Origin of the sequence: Lawsonibacter faecis, assembly GCF_014287675.1 — a bacterium.
In the GTDB taxonomy this organism is placed as follows: Bacteria; Bacillota; Clostridia; order Oscillospirales; family Oscillospiraceae; genus Pseudoflavonifractor; species Pseudoflavonifractor faecis.
Window position 1 is genome coordinate 33,837 of record NZ_JACOPQ010000016.1, and the last position, 14,723, is coordinate 48,559.

The 14,723-nt window shown below is 64.9% G+C and carries 11 protein-coding genes; 4 read left to right on the forward strand and 7 right to left on the reverse strand.

Going from position 1 to position 14,723, the window contains the following annotated elements; genetic code table 11:
* Positions 1 to 7 precede the first annotated feature (7 nt).
* Positions 8 to 1,414: a CotH kinase family protein gene (locus H8S62_RS15905; protein ID WP_155146787.1), complete on the reverse strand. Its 1,407-nt coding sequence runs from the start codon at positions 1,412 to 1,414 to the stop codon at positions 8 to 10.
* A gap of 3 nt (positions 1,415 to 1,417) precedes the next feature.
* Entirely contained in the window at positions 1,418 to 2,095 is a 678-nt protein-coding gene (locus H8S62_RS15910; RefSeq protein WP_186920247.1) for a DUF4956 domain-containing protein, read from the reverse strand.
* Positions 2,096 to 2,195: 100 nt separating this feature from the next.
* Between H8S62_RS15910 and H8S62_RS15915 the strand changes: the two genes are divergently transcribed.
* Both H8S62_RS15915 and H8S62_RS15920 read left to right on the forward strand, forming a co-directional pair.
* Entirely contained in the window at positions 2,196 to 3,044 is an 849-nt protein-coding gene (locus tag H8S62_RS15915; protein WP_186920248.1) for an error-prone DNA polymerase family protein, read from the forward strand.
* Between the two features lie 194 nt (positions 3,045 to 3,238).
* Positions 3,239 to 5,890, forward strand: a complete 2,652-nt coding sequence (locus H8S62_RS15920) for a translation factor GTPase family protein (RefSeq protein ID WP_186920249.1) — start codon at positions 3,239 to 3,241, stop codon at positions 5,888 to 5,890.
* A gap of 132 nt (positions 5,891 to 6,022) precedes the next feature.
* Here the strand turns inward: H8S62_RS15920 and H8S62_RS15925 are convergent, their stop codons facing one another.
* The 5 genes from H8S62_RS15925 to H8S62_RS15945 all read right to left on the reverse strand — a co-directional run bounded on the left by H8S62_RS15925 (position 6,023) and on the right by H8S62_RS15945 (position 13,477).
* Entirely contained in the window at positions 6,023 to 7,834 is a 1,812-nt protein-coding gene (locus H8S62_RS15925; RefSeq protein WP_155146795.1) for a hypothetical protein, read from the reverse strand.
* A 1-nt stretch (position 7,835) separates the two neighbouring features.
* Complete coding sequence (locus H8S62_RS15930; RefSeq protein ID WP_155146798.1) at positions 7,836 to 9,425, reverse strand: toll/interleukin-1 receptor domain-containing protein; 1,590 nt, start codon at positions 9,423 to 9,425, stop codon at positions 7,836 to 7,838.
* Positions 9,426 to 9,460: 35 nt separating this feature from the next.
* Positions 9,461 to 11,200 (reverse strand): RyR domain-containing protein, encoded by a 1,740-nt coding sequence (locus tag H8S62_RS15935; protein ID WP_155146800.1) that lies wholly within the window; start codon positions 11,198 to 11,200, stop codon positions 9,461 to 9,463.
* Between the two features lie 361 nt (positions 11,201 to 11,561).
* Positions 11,562 to 12,494, reverse strand: a complete 933-nt coding sequence (locus tag H8S62_RS15940) for a nucleoside hydrolase (protein WP_155146801.1) — start codon at positions 12,492 to 12,494, stop codon at positions 11,562 to 11,564.
* Positions 12,491 to 13,477 carry a nucleoside hydrolase gene (locus H8S62_RS15945; RefSeq protein WP_186920250.1) on the reverse strand — a complete coding sequence of 329 codons (987 nt, stop codon included), beginning with the start codon at positions 13,475 to 13,477 and terminating at the stop codon, positions 12,491 to 12,493. The genes H8S62_RS15940 and H8S62_RS15945 overlap by 4 nt, the downstream gene beginning before the upstream one ends.
* 132 nt (positions 13,478 to 13,609) lie before the next feature.
* Between H8S62_RS15945 and H8S62_RS15950 the strand changes: the two genes are divergently transcribed.
* Together H8S62_RS15950 and H8S62_RS15955 are read left to right on the forward strand one after the other, a co-directional pair.
* Positions 13,610 to 13,861, forward strand: a complete 252-nt coding sequence (locus H8S62_RS15950) for a kinase to dihydroxyacetone kinase (RefSeq protein WP_155146806.1) — start codon at positions 13,610 to 13,612, stop codon at positions 13,859 to 13,861.
* Between the two features lie 98 nt (positions 13,862 to 13,959).
* Positions 13,960 to 14,718, forward strand: a complete 759-nt coding sequence (locus H8S62_RS15955; protein WP_186920251.1) for a 4Fe-4S binding protein — start codon at positions 13,960 to 13,962, stop codon at positions 14,716 to 14,718.
* Positions 14,719 to 14,723: the final 5 nt, after the last annotated feature.

The window sequence follows — 14,723 nt, forward strand, 5'->3', positions numbered from 1 at the left end:
ACAGGCGCTAGTGCTGATACTGCTTGGTGGCCGAGGGGTGGCAGTACTGGTAGAGCAGCTCGATATTCTCATCCAGCCAGGCGCCCCGGCGGAGGAAAAAGTCCTTCACCTGATCCACGGCCTCCCCGTAGCTGCCCGGATTGCGTCCGACCGGCTCCAGCAGGCCGTACTCCTCCTGGAAGGTATACCCCCAGACCGAAAAATTCCGGTCCACCGCGTCCCCCAGCCAGGCGACGGTATCGTCCACATAGGAGAGGAGATACGCGTCGGAGAGGATGGTCTTCCGAAGCTGCCGGTACCGGCGGACGACCTGGGCGGTAAAGCGCTCGTCCTTGAGGAGCATGTGGTACCACAGGCTGTCCGGAAAGCCGAAGCCCGTGGCGTCGAAGGGCTCCTCCATATAGTTGTCCAGGGCGTTGTTGAAGTCCCACACCGGCCCGATGGACAGCTTGCCGCCCACCTCCCTGGAGAGGTAGGTGGAGTAGCGGGTGGCGTCGTAGTTTTGGAAAAACTCGTTGAAGACCATGTAGTCCACAAAGGAGTCCACGTCGATGTACGCCCGGTAGCCCAGCTTGGGGTCGTCGTAGTCCAGGGAGTAGAGGGCCTTCTCAAATCTGCTCAAATCCCGCTGGATATACTCGGCCTGCTCCGGCGTGCAGGACTTGGAGGAGGGGTACACCACGTTGAAGGTGCTCCCGGTCAGCATAGCGTAGGAGGAGAACTGGTCCAGCTCCACCGCGCCGCCCCGGTCCAGCCGGACCACGTAGGAGGTCTCGGCCCGGCCCTCCACCGCCTTGCCCACCCCGGCCTGGGAGCGGGAGACGCTCTCCATCATCAGGTAGAGCCCCCGGTACTCCCCATCCACGAAGAGTTCGCAGTAGCGCACCTCGGGGGTGTTGCCCAGCGCCTGGCCGCAGAGGTTCATCAGCATATAGTTGCGCAGCAGGGATTTGTCCAGGAAGGGGCCGTTTAAAATCCACTCGTCCTCGCCGGGCATCCCCAGCATTCTGACGCGCAGAGGCGCCCCGTCCCCGTCCACCAGCTTCAGGCGGAAGGACTTCTTGTCAAAGTGGAGGGAGGAGTTGCCCCGGTAGCGCAGCAGCGTATCGCAGGACAAAACAGGCTCGTCCGTGAGGGCGTTGTCCCCGGCCCCGCCGTCCCGGACCGTCAGCGCCGCCGGGATGACGGAGCCGTCCCGGGCTTCGCCGGGGATGGCCTGGCCGAAGGTGTCGATGGACACGATGGGCAGGTGGGTGCGAAAGCCGCCGTCCGCGCTCTCCCGGACGGCGGAGGGGCCGGGGGCCTCCAGGTGCTGCTGGTAGCGGGTCAGGCCGGCGTGGCTGAGAAGCCCCGCCCCCAGGGCCAGAACCACCGCCCCCGCCACGGCGAGCAGTCCGATGGTTTTCCTGCCCACGGCTTACCCGCTGACCTCGTCGCTCTGGGTGACCAGATTCACATAGTCCACCCGGCCCGCCTGATAGAGCCGGTCGGTAATGGACTCCTCCCGGCCCTCGGCGCTGCGCAGCGCCTTGCGGTGGAGCTCATAGATGAGCTCCACCGTCTCGGGAGTGGTGTTCTTGACCTTCAGGTTGGCGTAGGACGTGTAGTAGAGATACACCACCGACTCCACCTCCGCCTCAGCCGAGCGGGCGCAGCGGATGATGAGCAGCAGTCGCCCGTCGTTGCGCACCCTGCCCAGGATGAGAAGGAGTACAAATACCACAGCCGAACCCACCGCAGCCACCAGGTAGTCACCCGCGCCGCAGCAGATGCCCACGATGATGGTCCAGAAGATGTACGCTGTGTCCCTGGAGTCCTTGATGGCGGTGCGGAAGCGGACGATGGACAGGGCGCCCACCATGCCCAGGGAGAGGGCCAGGTTATTACCGATGACCGTCATCACCGTGGCGGTGAGGACGGTGAGCATTACCAGGGAGACGTTGAATTTGCGGCTGTAGACCGTTCCGGCGTGGGTATACAGGTAGCTGAGAAAGATGACCAGCCCCATCACGGCGGACATGGCCAGATTCAGGAGAATGACCTCCCAGGTCAGGTCTCCGGTCTGCTGGAGCAGCTCAAAGAGGGCGTTTTTCATACTGATACCTCCATGACACGGCGGGAAAGCCGTGGTTGTCAAACGGCGCGCGGCCCGGTATAATCGACATAACGGGCAGATGGGAAGGGGCGTGGAACGGGTGAAAAAACGCTGGTGGGCGATGGGAGCCCTGGCGGTTTTATGGGTTGGGGCGGCGCTGCTGGCCCGGGGGCAGTCCGCGCCCGCGCCCGCGCTGGGGGACGGCCTGTTCGCCTGGGGCGGGGAGACCCTCCTGCCGGAAAACCGGGGAGCGCTCACCGACACTCTGGCACGGCTGGGTGCGGACGTCCTCTACCAGGAGTTCCCCGCCGGGACAGGGGCGGAGACTGCCGCCGAATTTCTCACGGATATGGAGGCCGCGGGCGTGGAGGTCTACTGCCTCGCCGGCGCGCCTGAGTGGGGCCTGGAGGAGGACGGCCGGTCCCTGGTGGAGGCGATTGACCGGGCCGCCGCCCTGGGACCCGGAGTCAGAGGGGTCATGGCCGATGTGGAACCCTATCTCACCCCGGCGTGGGACAGGGACAGCGATGCGGTAATGGAGCGCTATGTATCCGGCATGGCGGCCGCCAGGGAGCACGCGCGCGGGCGGGGGCTGAGCCTTATCGCCTGCATCCCCTACTGGTACGACAACGACCATGCCGATGCCCTGGCCCGGCTCATCGCCACTGGCTGCGACGGCGTGGCGGTCATGAACTACTACCGGGGCGCGGAGGCGGAGCATCTGCGCACCGAGCTGGAGCTGGCCCGCAGGGCGGGGATCCCCACGGTGTGTGTCTCCGAATTCCAGCAGCCGGGAACCCATGACCTGACGGATAAGACCACCTACTACACGGACGGCTTGGAAGCCGCACGGGAGAGCTGGGCAGCTGTCCGGGAGACCCTGGGGGACGGGGGACTCTCCTTCGCCTACCACTGGTACGCCCCTGTCCGGGAGCTGCTGGAGCGGTGACGTCCCGGAGCAATTGATATTTAGTATACCATACTTTCTGCGGAGGGTACATGCCTTTTCCCCCAAAAAAACCTTTTAGACTGGGGAAAATAGGAGAAATTCCGCCGGACGCACATGTAATTGTGCGTTTTGCACTGAAACGCTGCCTATCCGAGGCTGGGACGCAAAATTTACTGTAAATCTGGTGAAATCACATGAAAAGACTGGCCGTCGGTATTCTGGCCCATGTGGACGCAGGAAAGACCACCCTCTCCGAGGGGCTGCTCTACGGCTGCGGACAACTGAAAAAGCTGGGCCGGGTGGACCACCAAAACGCCTTTTTGGATACCGACGCCCAAGAGCGGGAGCGGGGGATCACCATCTTCTCCAAGCAGGCCGTTGTACCCCTGGAGACTGCGGTGATTACCCTGCTGGACACGCCGGGCCACGCGGACTTCTCCGCCGAGATGGAGCGAACCCTCCAGGTACTGGACTACGCCATACTGGTCATCAGCGGGGCGGACGGCGTCCAGGGCCATACCCGGACGCTCTGGCGGCTGCTGGAGCGGTACGGCATCCCCACCTTCCTCTTTGTCAACAAGATGGACCAGCCGGGAACGGACCGTGCGGCCCTGCTCTCCGAGCTGAAGAGCAGGCTGGATGACGGCTGCGTGGACTTCGGGACCGGAGGGGACAGCCTGTACGAAAATATCGCCGTGTGCGGCGAGGAAGCGCTGGAGCGCTATCTGGAGACCGGACGGGTGGAGGATGGGGAGATTTGCGCCCTCATCCGGCGGCGCAGGCTCTTCCCCTGTCTGTTCGGCTCCGCCCTCCGAATGGAGGGGGTGGACGCGCTGCTGGACGCCCTGGAGCGTTATACCGAGGCGCCCCAGTATCCCCGTGAGTTCGGCGCAAAGATCTTTAAAATCGCCCGGGACAGCCAGGGCGGACGGCTGACCTACCTGAAAGTAACGGGCGGGAGCCTGAGGGTGAAGAGCGTGCTCACCAACCGCGCCGCCGGGCTGGACGGGGACAGGGTCTGGGAGGAGAAGGCGGACCAGATCCGCATCTACTCCGGGGCGAAGTTTCAGGCCGTGGACGAGGCTCCGGCGGGTACGGTCTGCGCCGTCACCGGCCTGAGCCGGACCCGGCCGGGAGAGGGGCTGGGCGTCGAGGCGGCGTCCGCGGCCCCGGTGGTGGAACCGGTGCTCTCCTACCGGGTGGAGCTGCCGGACGGCTGTGACGCGCATACAGCCCTCAGAAAGCTGCGGATGCTGGAGGAGGAGGACCCCCAGCTCCACCTCGTATGGAACGAGCAGCTGCGGGAGATACACGTCCAGCTCATGGGGGAGGTCCAGCTGGAGGTTCTGCGGCGGCTCATGGCTGAGCGCTTCGGCCTGGAGGTGGGCTTCGGGGCGGGGAGCATCGTCTATAAGGAGACCATCGCAGGCGCGGTGGAGGGTGTGGGGCACTTTGAGCCCCTGCGGCACTATGCCGAGGTCCACCTCCTGCTGGAGCCGCTGCCCAGGGGGAGCGGCCTGCGGTTTGGTACCGCGTGCAGCGAGGATGTGCTGGACCGCGCCTGGCAGCGGCTGATATTGACCCATCTGGAGGAGAAGACCCACCTGGGGGTGCTCACGGGCGCGCCCATTACGGACATGAGGATGACCCTGATTGCGGGGCGGGGGCACCTGAAACACACGGAGGGGGGCGATTTCCGCCAGGCCACCTACCGGGCGGTGCGCCAGGGGCTGATGTGTGCGGAGAGCATCCTGCTGGAGCCCTGGTACGACTTCCGGCTGGAGGTGCCCGGCGAGTACGTGGGCCGGGCCATGTCCGATCTGCAGCGGATGGGGGGCGAGACGGCGGCGCCGGAGACGGCGGGGGAGGAGCGTATCCTCACCGGGTCCGTCCCGGTGGCGGCGCTGGGCGACTATCCCAGGGCGGTGACCGCTTACACCAAGGGCCGGGGGCGGATGTTCTGCACCCTGAGGGGGTATGAGCCCTGCCGCGACCAGGAGCGGGTGGCGGCGGAGACCGGCTACGACCCCGAGCGGGATTTGGAGAACACCCCCGACTCGGTCTTCTGCGCCCACGGGGCGGGCTTTCCCGTCAAATGGGACCGGGTGCGGGAGTATATGCACGTGGACAGCGGCCTGCGGCTGGGGGAGAGGGAGGCGCAGCCGGAGGAGGCGCCCCCGGCCCCGGCCCGGCAGAGCTATGCCGGGGGGATCGAGCAGGACAAGGAGCTCCAGGCCATCTTTGAGCGGACGTACGGCCCGGTGAAACGCCGGGATTTTCAGCCCCAGCCGCCCCGGCGGGAGTCCCGGGAGGATGAGCCGGAGAAGGTGGCCATACGGCCGAGAGAGGCCGGGCCGGAATATCTGCTGGTGGACGGGTACAACATCATCTACGCCTGGGACGAGCTGAAGGAGGCGGCGCGGGAGAATCTGGACGCCGCCCGGCAGATGCTGATGGACGTGCTGAGCAATTACCAGGGATACCGGAAATGCGAGGTCATCCTGGTCTTTGACGCCTATAAGGTACCGCGCAATTTGGGCGAGGTGGTGAAGTACCACAACATCCACGTGGTCTACACCAAAGAGGCGGAGACGGCGGACGCATATATCGAGAAGGCCACCTATGAGCTGGGAAAGCACTACCGGGTGCGGGTGGCAACCTCGGACAGCGCGGAGCAGCTCATCATCCTGGGCCATGGGGCCCTGCGCATCTCCGCCCGGACCTTCCGGCAGGAGGTGGACCGGACCGGGGCGGAGGTGGCCGCCATCCTGGCGAGGAACAACCGCCGGGAGAAGTCCGGGGCGGTGGCGCAGGCTATGGAGCGGGCCAGAGGGGAGAAGAAATGAGCGCGGGGCGGGAAGAACCGTGTGAAAGACCGCGCCTGCCGGCCGGGAGAGACCGGAGCGAAACGTGCCCATTCTTAAAATAAGGCACTCTGAAATGCCGCCGGTACTTTCGTACCGGCGGCACAGTGCTTTTTATGGGTCCATCAGAAGAATGGGAATGAGATCGTAGCAGACGGTTTTACAGGTCTCGTCGTCCCTCAGAAGTGCCTCCCAGTCCACGAGGCAGGGGTGAAAGAGATCGTTTCGCGTATTGCCGTCTCGGCCCTGGTAGCCGTGGGCGTACAGAAAGCCGCACCAGCGCTCATGCTCCAGCCGGGCCAACAGGGCAATGGCGGGATGGGCGCTCAGCAGGGTGCGCAGCATTCCGGCGTTGTCCTTACAGTCTGAAAGGGCGTTTCGGCAGATCTCCAGCTCGCCGCGGGACAGCAATTTGTCCCGCAGGGGTATCAAATAGGACTGGCAATAGGCGGCCTGGGCCCGGGTGGAGTCCTTTTTTAGGCTGTCCAGCGCATCCCAGGGGATGGGGGGCGTTTCCGGATGGAAGAGGCGCTGCTCCTGAGCGCAGTATCCGGCGTGAAAGGCCATGGCGGCCTCGTCCAGCCTGGTCCCCAGCACCAGCTCCTGCGTCAGCAGGGAGCGCCGCTCCCCAAAGGGGAAGGCGCGCTGAAAGGGGCCGCCGCTCTCATCCAGGCACCGGGCCAGGGCGTCGCTGCCGTCCAGCCGCACCCCGATGGGGAAGTCCCCCTCCAGCGCTTCTGCGGTCCGGAGCGCCAGAGACGGGTCCCGGAAGCAGACCGCGGCATAGGTGAAGCCGCCGCCGTGAAGCGCCCGGGGCAGCTCGTCGGAGAGTACGTCCATCTGCACGGCCTGGAGCGTGACGAAGCGATGCAGCTGAGGGTATTTGGCTTTAATGCGGTGGAGCTTCCGCTCTGCATCCTGATCCAAAACCGTAACGTCCAGAAGCGCACCGGGCGCGGTAGGACTCAGGGCGGCGGCCTGGAGGAGCACCGCTTCGCCGCAGGCCCCAAGTCCGGCGATGAGCAGCCGGCTGGGCTTCAGGCTCCCGGTTTGCTTATGCGGCTGGGCAGAACCGTCGAGCTGCGCTAAGCTGTCCGCGCCCAGCCCCCTGCGCAGAAAGAGGTCGCGCGCCGCCAGGGCGGCGGTGCTGAAGCACTTCAGGTCCAGCGGGGAGCCGCCGGCGCCCTGATGCTCCTGGCGATAACGGGAGATCAGCGGCTGCATTGAGCCGTCCCCGGAGTACAGGGCGCAGGGGAGCGCTCCGCACCTGCGGGGGTATTTTTCCAGGTGCTGCTCCAGGGCCTTGAGGATGGAGAAGTTGAGGGAGACCTCCGGATGGAAGAGAACCGCGCCGTCGGCCCGCTCCAGATGCAGCCGGCGCAGGCAGACGGTGCGCTCTGCGGCCGTTCCGTTCTCCAGGGGCATGGCGAAGACGGTGACGCCACCGCGCTCCAGGGGCAGGCGAAGCTCCACAGGGAGTGGGGACTGCGTGACAAGAATCACCTTGCGGCGGAAAAAGCCGCCGCCATGCCGGAGGCTGTCCACCAGGGTGAGGCAGTCGCTCCCCTGGCCGCAAACCAGGATATAAGGCCGGAAAAAGCGGGACAGGCCGCCCAGGGCGTGGCGCAGGGTAGACTCCAGCAGGCGGAAGACCGCCACGGCGGTGCAGAGGGGACAGAGCCACATGGCGATTGCATACGCAAGCGGCACAGGGTCGGCCAGCCCCGCGCCGGGGGAGAACAGAAAGAGTTTGACGGCACTGAACGCTGTGGAGGAGACAAGCTGGGCGCCGGAGGCGATTTTGGGGGAGTAATAGAGCCAGCTCCCCGCCAGGGCGCAGGCCAGGGCGGCCAAATCCAGAAGCGCAATCAGCCGCCCCCGCCAGAGACGCCAAAAATCGGAGAGGTGCTCCCGCAGTGCAGCCATGTCACAGCTCCATAGGGCCGGAGCCTGATTTGCCGCCCCGGCGCCCGGGCCTGCCGGGCATGGGAGGCAGCTCCAGGCCGTCTATTTGCAGCACGTCGGAGCTTTCGCCGCAAAGGTCCAGAAGTTTGACAATCTGAATGAGCTTGTCCTTGAGGCCGAAACCGAAGCCCACGCAGCAGGTCCGGCTGCCAACGGCAAAAGTTCGGCAGGTCTTAAAGTAGGGGGGCATTCCCGCGCCCCGGTTTTCAGACAAAGCGTAGTCGGTCAGGGACAGTGAGGTCAGGCGCTCGGCCGCCTCGTCCAGCTTGTCCGGGTGGCGCTCAAGGACCGCGGAATAGACATCGTACATCAGATCGGACTGGTTGCCGGAGCCGTCGAAATGATAGACATGGTAGGAGAGCATATCGCCGCGGCCGCTGGGCTTTGCAGCTGCGAAGGCATCCTGGGAGGCGCCGGTGCTCCCGGGCGCGCGAAGACGCACGTCGGGCAGCTCCACGCCTGAGAGCACGGCGGGGTCCTCGCCCGTGATGGCAAACAGTTTGGCAATGAGCTTCAGCTTGTCGCTATAGCTGTAAGACGTGCCGATGCAGATCTGCTTGCCGGCTTCCGACAGACGGAAGGTCTGACAGCCGCGGAAGTAGGTGGGCATCGCCTCATTCTGATTGGCGGCGTCCTCATAGTCGACAGCGCAGGCGCAGGTAAGCTGGCCGATAAGGGCGTCCACCGCTTCCGGGTGCCTGCGGATAACCTCGCGGAAGACAGTCAGCATCATATTGCTTTGATTCTCCGTGTACTCCTGACCATAGATGGAGAAGGTAATATCTCCGGTGGTGGTGTGGGGCTTTTTGCGGGATGAGGGGACAGGAAGCGGGTCAGCGTCGGGGGGGAGCGCCTCGCCGTCGGATTCGTGGGCCCCGCCCGGCATTTCCGGGGCAGTCTCCGCTTCGTCGGGGGCCCCGGTATCCGGAAACGGCTTGTCGTCAGTCTCCACGGAGAGGGGGGCCGGAGGCTCCGCGATCACGGTCTTCTCATGCTCGCGGCTGTTCCAGAGCTCAGTATTGCGGGTGATGGTCTCCTCGTCAAACATGGATACCTCCGAAGCCTCGCGGCGGATTGCCTTGATAAGCTCCGGGTAGTAGTTGGTTTTATGGAGGTAGAGGTAGGTTTTGGTGGGGGGCAGATAGGTATCGATAAGGAATTCCGCATTGGTCACATCCTGTGGGGCGGTGTGGTTATACTTGCGGTTAATCTCATCGAGAACGGTATCGAAAGAGGCCTCGCTGAAGTTGATAGGGATGATTGACTTCTTATATCGGCGTGCCTTTTTCAGCTCCTCTGCGACATTGGGGCTCATCAGGGCCAGCTCGCTGGCAAAGAACAGCACGCCGCAGCAATTTGCATCACGGAGGATGGGCAGGGCCTCTTCGTTCCAGTTTCGCCCCGCCGTCAGATCCTCGTCGTACCAGATGTTGATGCCGTAAACGGTCTGCAGGTATTCGACATTATTGCGGATAATATCCTTTTCGTCGCTCTTGTAGCTGATAAACAGATAGGGTTTCGCCCGGTCAAATTTGAGCTTATACTCTGCCATACCTCAACACGCTCCCTTAAACTCATTCTCTATGGTCAGCCGGCGTGGTAAATCGCCATTCCGATGCTGTGGATCAGCGGAAACACATTGCGCACCGCGTCACGGTCCAGCTCCTTGATCTCCTCGGTGAGTCCGTCGTAGGGTATCATATAGGGGCTGAGCTTGTGCTCCACGTCCTTCTCGGGACCGAAGGACCAGCCGCTCTGGCGGCGCTCGGCGTACCAGCTGTCGTGCTCGTCCCGGGCCAGGGATTCAACCTGCTCGGGGGTAAAGCCGGCGACCTCGTTTTCGCCGCCGGGCTCCCCCGCCGCGTAGCCGCAGGCGGTGAGCTTGTCGAACATGGCGCGGGCCTGACGGATGTTGGAGTACTTGAGATCGTCGGGCAGCTCCTCCCAGGTGGGATAGGCCAGGGGCTGCTCGGGGTGGCGCTCCAGCTGAGTCCTGTTATAGTTTTCGTGGATGGTGCGGGCCAGCTGCTCCAGGTTTTCCAGCAGGGGGCGGGGCACCAGCGCGCCGTCCGCCCTGCGGATGGCCGCGATATAGAGATCGGTCCTGGTGGTGCAGGTGATGCGGATGCCCTGGGGGAAGACGGCCTTCAGGTCCAGCAGGCGGGAGAACATCTCCTCCTTCCTGGGGCCAAAGTCCGGGGAGAGGGTGCCCTCGTAAGTCAGGTAGCGGACGCTGAGCAAATCCTCCGTGAGAGTCAGCTCCGAGTCGGCGGCCAGAACCCGCTGCCTGTCCAGAATGCCGTAGGCCTCCCGGTTCCACTCCTGGAGTTCGTCGCAGAGAATCAGCAGGAAGCCCAGGGGATGCTGCTCCGGCTCCAGCAGACCCAGGGAGAAGGGGGGCTTCTGGAGAACATTTTTATAGTAGTTGTGGAGGAGAATGGCTCCGGCGGCGCTGAGGATGGGGCCGAAGAGCAGGGCGGTACCCGCGCCGCTGCGCTGGGCAAGATAGCCGTACCACTTGAGGAGGATAAGGGCGCTGTAGAACCCGTGGTCCACAAAGCCGCTCTTCTGCATGGCGGGGAGAAAACCGTCCAGCGCGCTCTTGACGGCGGACAGATCCACTCCGAAGGCCATGGAGAGGTTGGCGGAGAGCAGATCCAGGGGGGCGAAGGGGTCCAGCGCGCCGGGCTCCAGACGGGTCATGGCCCAGAAGGGGGCGGCGTAGTCCTCTGGGTAGAGGACCTCGGCGATGCGGTTGAGGGCGTCGAAGTGCTGATAGCCCACGTAGGGCCCCACGTCGGACCTGCCCGCCTCGCCGGAGACCAGGGAGACAAACTTTTTCACCTGGTTGCTGGTAATCTCCACAGGGTATCCGATGTCGTGGAAGAGGGCGGCCACGCCCCACTGGAAGAGAAATTCCTCCCCCGGGGTGGAGCGGCGGCCGGCATAGGGCACGGCCTCATAGGACGCGGTGCGGAAAACCTCCCGGTATCGTGGGTTGACAGCGTAGACCGCCAGACCGAGAAGAAAGACGTTTACCGAGTGGACGTAGTGGTCACGCTGCTTGTCCAGCAGTGTGGCGGCATTCTCCTCATAGCTTTTCAGCGTGTCCAGCAGGTCGATGAAGCTGGCCGAGCCCTGGAGCTTTACCCGGTAACAGTCGAAAAACATGGAGTATACCTCAAAGGCCCGCTCCTTGTCGGGCCGGTCAAGGAAGGCGGAGACGGTGGAACGGAGCAGGGATTTGTAGTCGTGGACTCCACCCCGGTCGGAGTCCATGGTCAGGGCGTCAAAATAAGAAAGAATCTGGGCGGAATAAGGGTTCAAGCGGCATCCTCCTCAACGGCGGGCCGGTCCGGTTGCAGATCGGCGCAGCCCGTTTAATCATTATGGATATCATAGCACAATCTTCCTGTATGTTCCACACGAAATGAGGTGAAAAAGCGGAAATAACGGCGAAAAAGCGGGAGGCGGACCCGGATGGAGCTACGCCTGAGGGTCAAGCGCCGCCCCTGTGGGGGAGAGGCACCTGAGGCGCGGATTGCAAGACGCAGCGCCAAGGCGGGAGCGGGGGGCGCAGGCAGGCCACGCCCTATGCCGGCCGCAGGCTATGAATGAAAAGCGGGCTGCAAACCACAGGTTTGCAGCCCGCTTTTGGGAGCGTGCGCGCCCTGCGGAGGTTGGGGCGCTAATAGCGGGAGAGGAGGTCCGTCAGCGCGGCGGCGAAGCGCGGGCGGTCCACATCCAGCATAAGGCGGACGTTCCGGGGCGCGCGCTTGGCGTCGCTGAAGGCGTCGGTGACGGTCTTGCCCCGGGTGAGGGAGCCGGACCGCTCCACCCCCACCCAGCAGTCTGCGCCGGTATAAAGGGAGGGGTCGATGGCGCAGAGCATGGCGCAGGGGTCGTACTGGGGCGCGCCGGGGATGCCCAGGGCCTCCACCCACTGGAGCTCGCTGCGGTTGACGGCGGCGGCGAACCGGGCCTGGGGGGTGCCCAGGGCCTCCAGCGCGGCGGTCTCCTCGTGGGTCATATAGGCGCGGTAGCACACGTCCAGGCCGCACATGGTAATGGGAATGCCGGAGCGGAAGACCATCTCGGCGGCCTCCGGGTCGGCATACATATTGAACTCTGCGGCCGGGGTGGCGTTGCCGCAGGACGCGCCGCCGCCCATGAGGACAATGCCCTTGATGAGGCCGGGGAGATCCGCGTACTTGGAGAGGGCGACAGCCAGATTGGTGAGGGGGCCGGTGGCGACAATCTCCAGCGCGCCGCCCAGGGCCAGGGCCTCACGGTGTAGGGCGTCCCAGGCGCGCTCCGGGCGGGGCGCGGCCTTGGGCCGGGGCATGGGCCAGCCGAGCAGCCCGTCTTCGCCGTGGACGGCGCTGGCCTCCTTGGGCTGGCCGAAGAGGGGGCGGTCCGCGCCGGGGTAGACGGGGATGTCCTCCCGGCCGCCCAGGGCCAGGATCTTCAGGGCGTTGGGGCAGGTATGGGAGAGCGGGACGTTCCCCGCCACAGGGGTGATTGCGCGGATATCCAGCCCGGGGGCCTGGAAGGCGGCCAGCAGGGCTACGGCGTCGTCGATTCCGGGGTCGCAGTCGATGATGACGGGCCTCTTGTTCATGAGAGCACCTCCTTACCATGGGGGGACGGGGGGCAGGGCCGCCGCGCCGCAGGGGCAGAGTAGGTCTTCACCGCGTCCACCAGGAGCCGGGCGAAGCCGTCCCGGTCCACACCCATCAAAACCCGGGCGTTGGGCGTGGCGTCGGTGGCGTGGTAGCGGTCGCCCAGAGTCATGCCCCGGCAGTAGTCGCCTGCGACCTCCACGGACACATGCATCTCCTCGGCGGTGAAGAGCTCCGGCGCGATGAGGGCGGCTACGGCCACCGCGTCGTGGACGGGCGCGCCGGCGTAGCCCTTCTCCCGGTGGAAGCGGTAAAAGAACTCCAGCCACTCGGCCACCACCAGGGCCACGTCGTTGCCCACGGCCCGGATGCGCTCAAAATCCCCGGGGAAGATGAGGGCCTGCTCGGTCACGTCCAGCCCCGCCATGGTGATGGGGACGCCGGAGCGGAAGACCAGATCGGCGGCCTCGGGGTCCACAAGGATATTGAACTCGGCGGCAGGGGTCCAGTTGCCGTGGGCGATTCCGCCGCCCATGAGGGAGATGCGCTCGATGTTCGGCTTCAGCTCGGGGTGGGAGAGGAGCAGGGCGGCTACGTTGGTGAGGGGGCCGGTGGGGACCAGAGTGACCCGTTCCGCGCTCTCGGAGAGCACCTTTGCCATCAGCTCCACGGCGGTCATGCTCTGAGGGGAGACGGCGGGCTCGGGCAGGGCGGGGCCGTCAAGCCCGGACTCGCCGTGGACGGTGGGGGCGTTCATGGTCTTCGCCACCAGAGGACCGGAGCGGCCCTTTGCCATGGGCGCGTCGATGCCCAGCAGGGTCATGACCCGCAGGGCGTTATAGGTGGTCTTTTCTATGGTCTGGTTGCCGCAGGATGAGGTCACTGCCCGGATGTCCAGCAGGGGGCTGGATTGGGCCAGCATCCAGGCCATGGCGTCGTCGTGGCCGGGGTCGCCGTCCAGGATAATGGGGATGGGATTCATAGGCGCTCCTCCTTCGGGTGTGTTTGATACTGCTTGGTTATCATTATACGACAGGCGTGGAGTAAAGTCGATTGCCTCTTTTGGTTTACAGTGGTAGAATAGCAGCAATCAGGCATAGAAAGGTGATGTGCAATGCTGGAGTACAAGTTCGATACCCAACTGCTGGTGGAGGGGCGGAATCTGGATGAGGACGACATCCACGACGATATCATGACTAATATCAAGGGGGACTGCCTCCTGGTCGTGGGGGATGAAAATCTGGTGAAAATCCACTTTCACACCAACGAGCCCTGGCAAGTGCTGGCCTACTGCGCCTCCCTGGGGGAGATTTACGACATCGTGGTGGAAAACATGGAGCGGCAGGAGGAAGGAATGCAGGGGTAAGACGGGGCCTCTCCGCGCAGCGGGCAGGGGCGGCCCAATGACGGCGGGTCCGGCGGATGCGCTGTTTTTAAACAAAATAGAGGAAGGGAAGCGGTTAAATGGGCGTGTATACGCTGTGCTTCAGCCCCACGGGGGGCACGAAGCGGGTACTGGACCTGCTCGCCGCCGGGCTGGCGGACGTGGAGGAGATTGACCTGTCGGCCCCACACGGAGCCTGGGCGGACAGGGCATTTCGGGCGGGGGACTTCTGCCTTATCGGCGTGCCCTCCTACGGCGGCCGGGTCCCCGCCGCAGCGGTGGAGCGGCTGAGGACGGTGAGGGGCAACGGGGCCGCGGCTGTTCTGGTGACGGCCTACGGCAACCGGGACTACGACGACACCCTGCTGGAGCTGAGGGACGAGGCGCAGGCCGCCGGGTTTCGGGCCGTGGCGGCGGTGGCCGCCGTGGCGGAGCACTCCATCATGCGGCAGTTCGGCGCAGGCAGGCCGGACGAGGCCGACCGGGCGGAGCTGGCGGATTTCGCGGCGCGGATCAGGACCCTGGCGGAGCGCGGCGGGGGAAGGCTGGAGCAGGTCCCCGGGAACGCGCCCTACCGGGCCTACGGCGGCGTGCCCATGAAGCCCAAGGCCGGTCGGGATTGCACACTCTGCGGCGTGTGCGCCGGGCTGTGCCCGGTGGAGGCCATCCCCAGGGAGAACCCCAAGGAGACCGACGCTGAGAAGTGCATCACCTGTATGCGGTGCGTGACGGTCTGCCCGTCCCACGCCCGGGCGCTCAACCCGGTCATGCTGATGGGAGTCACCCAGAAGCTGAAAAAGGCCTGCGAGGGTCGGAAGGGGAATGCGTTCTTTTCCTGAAGGCG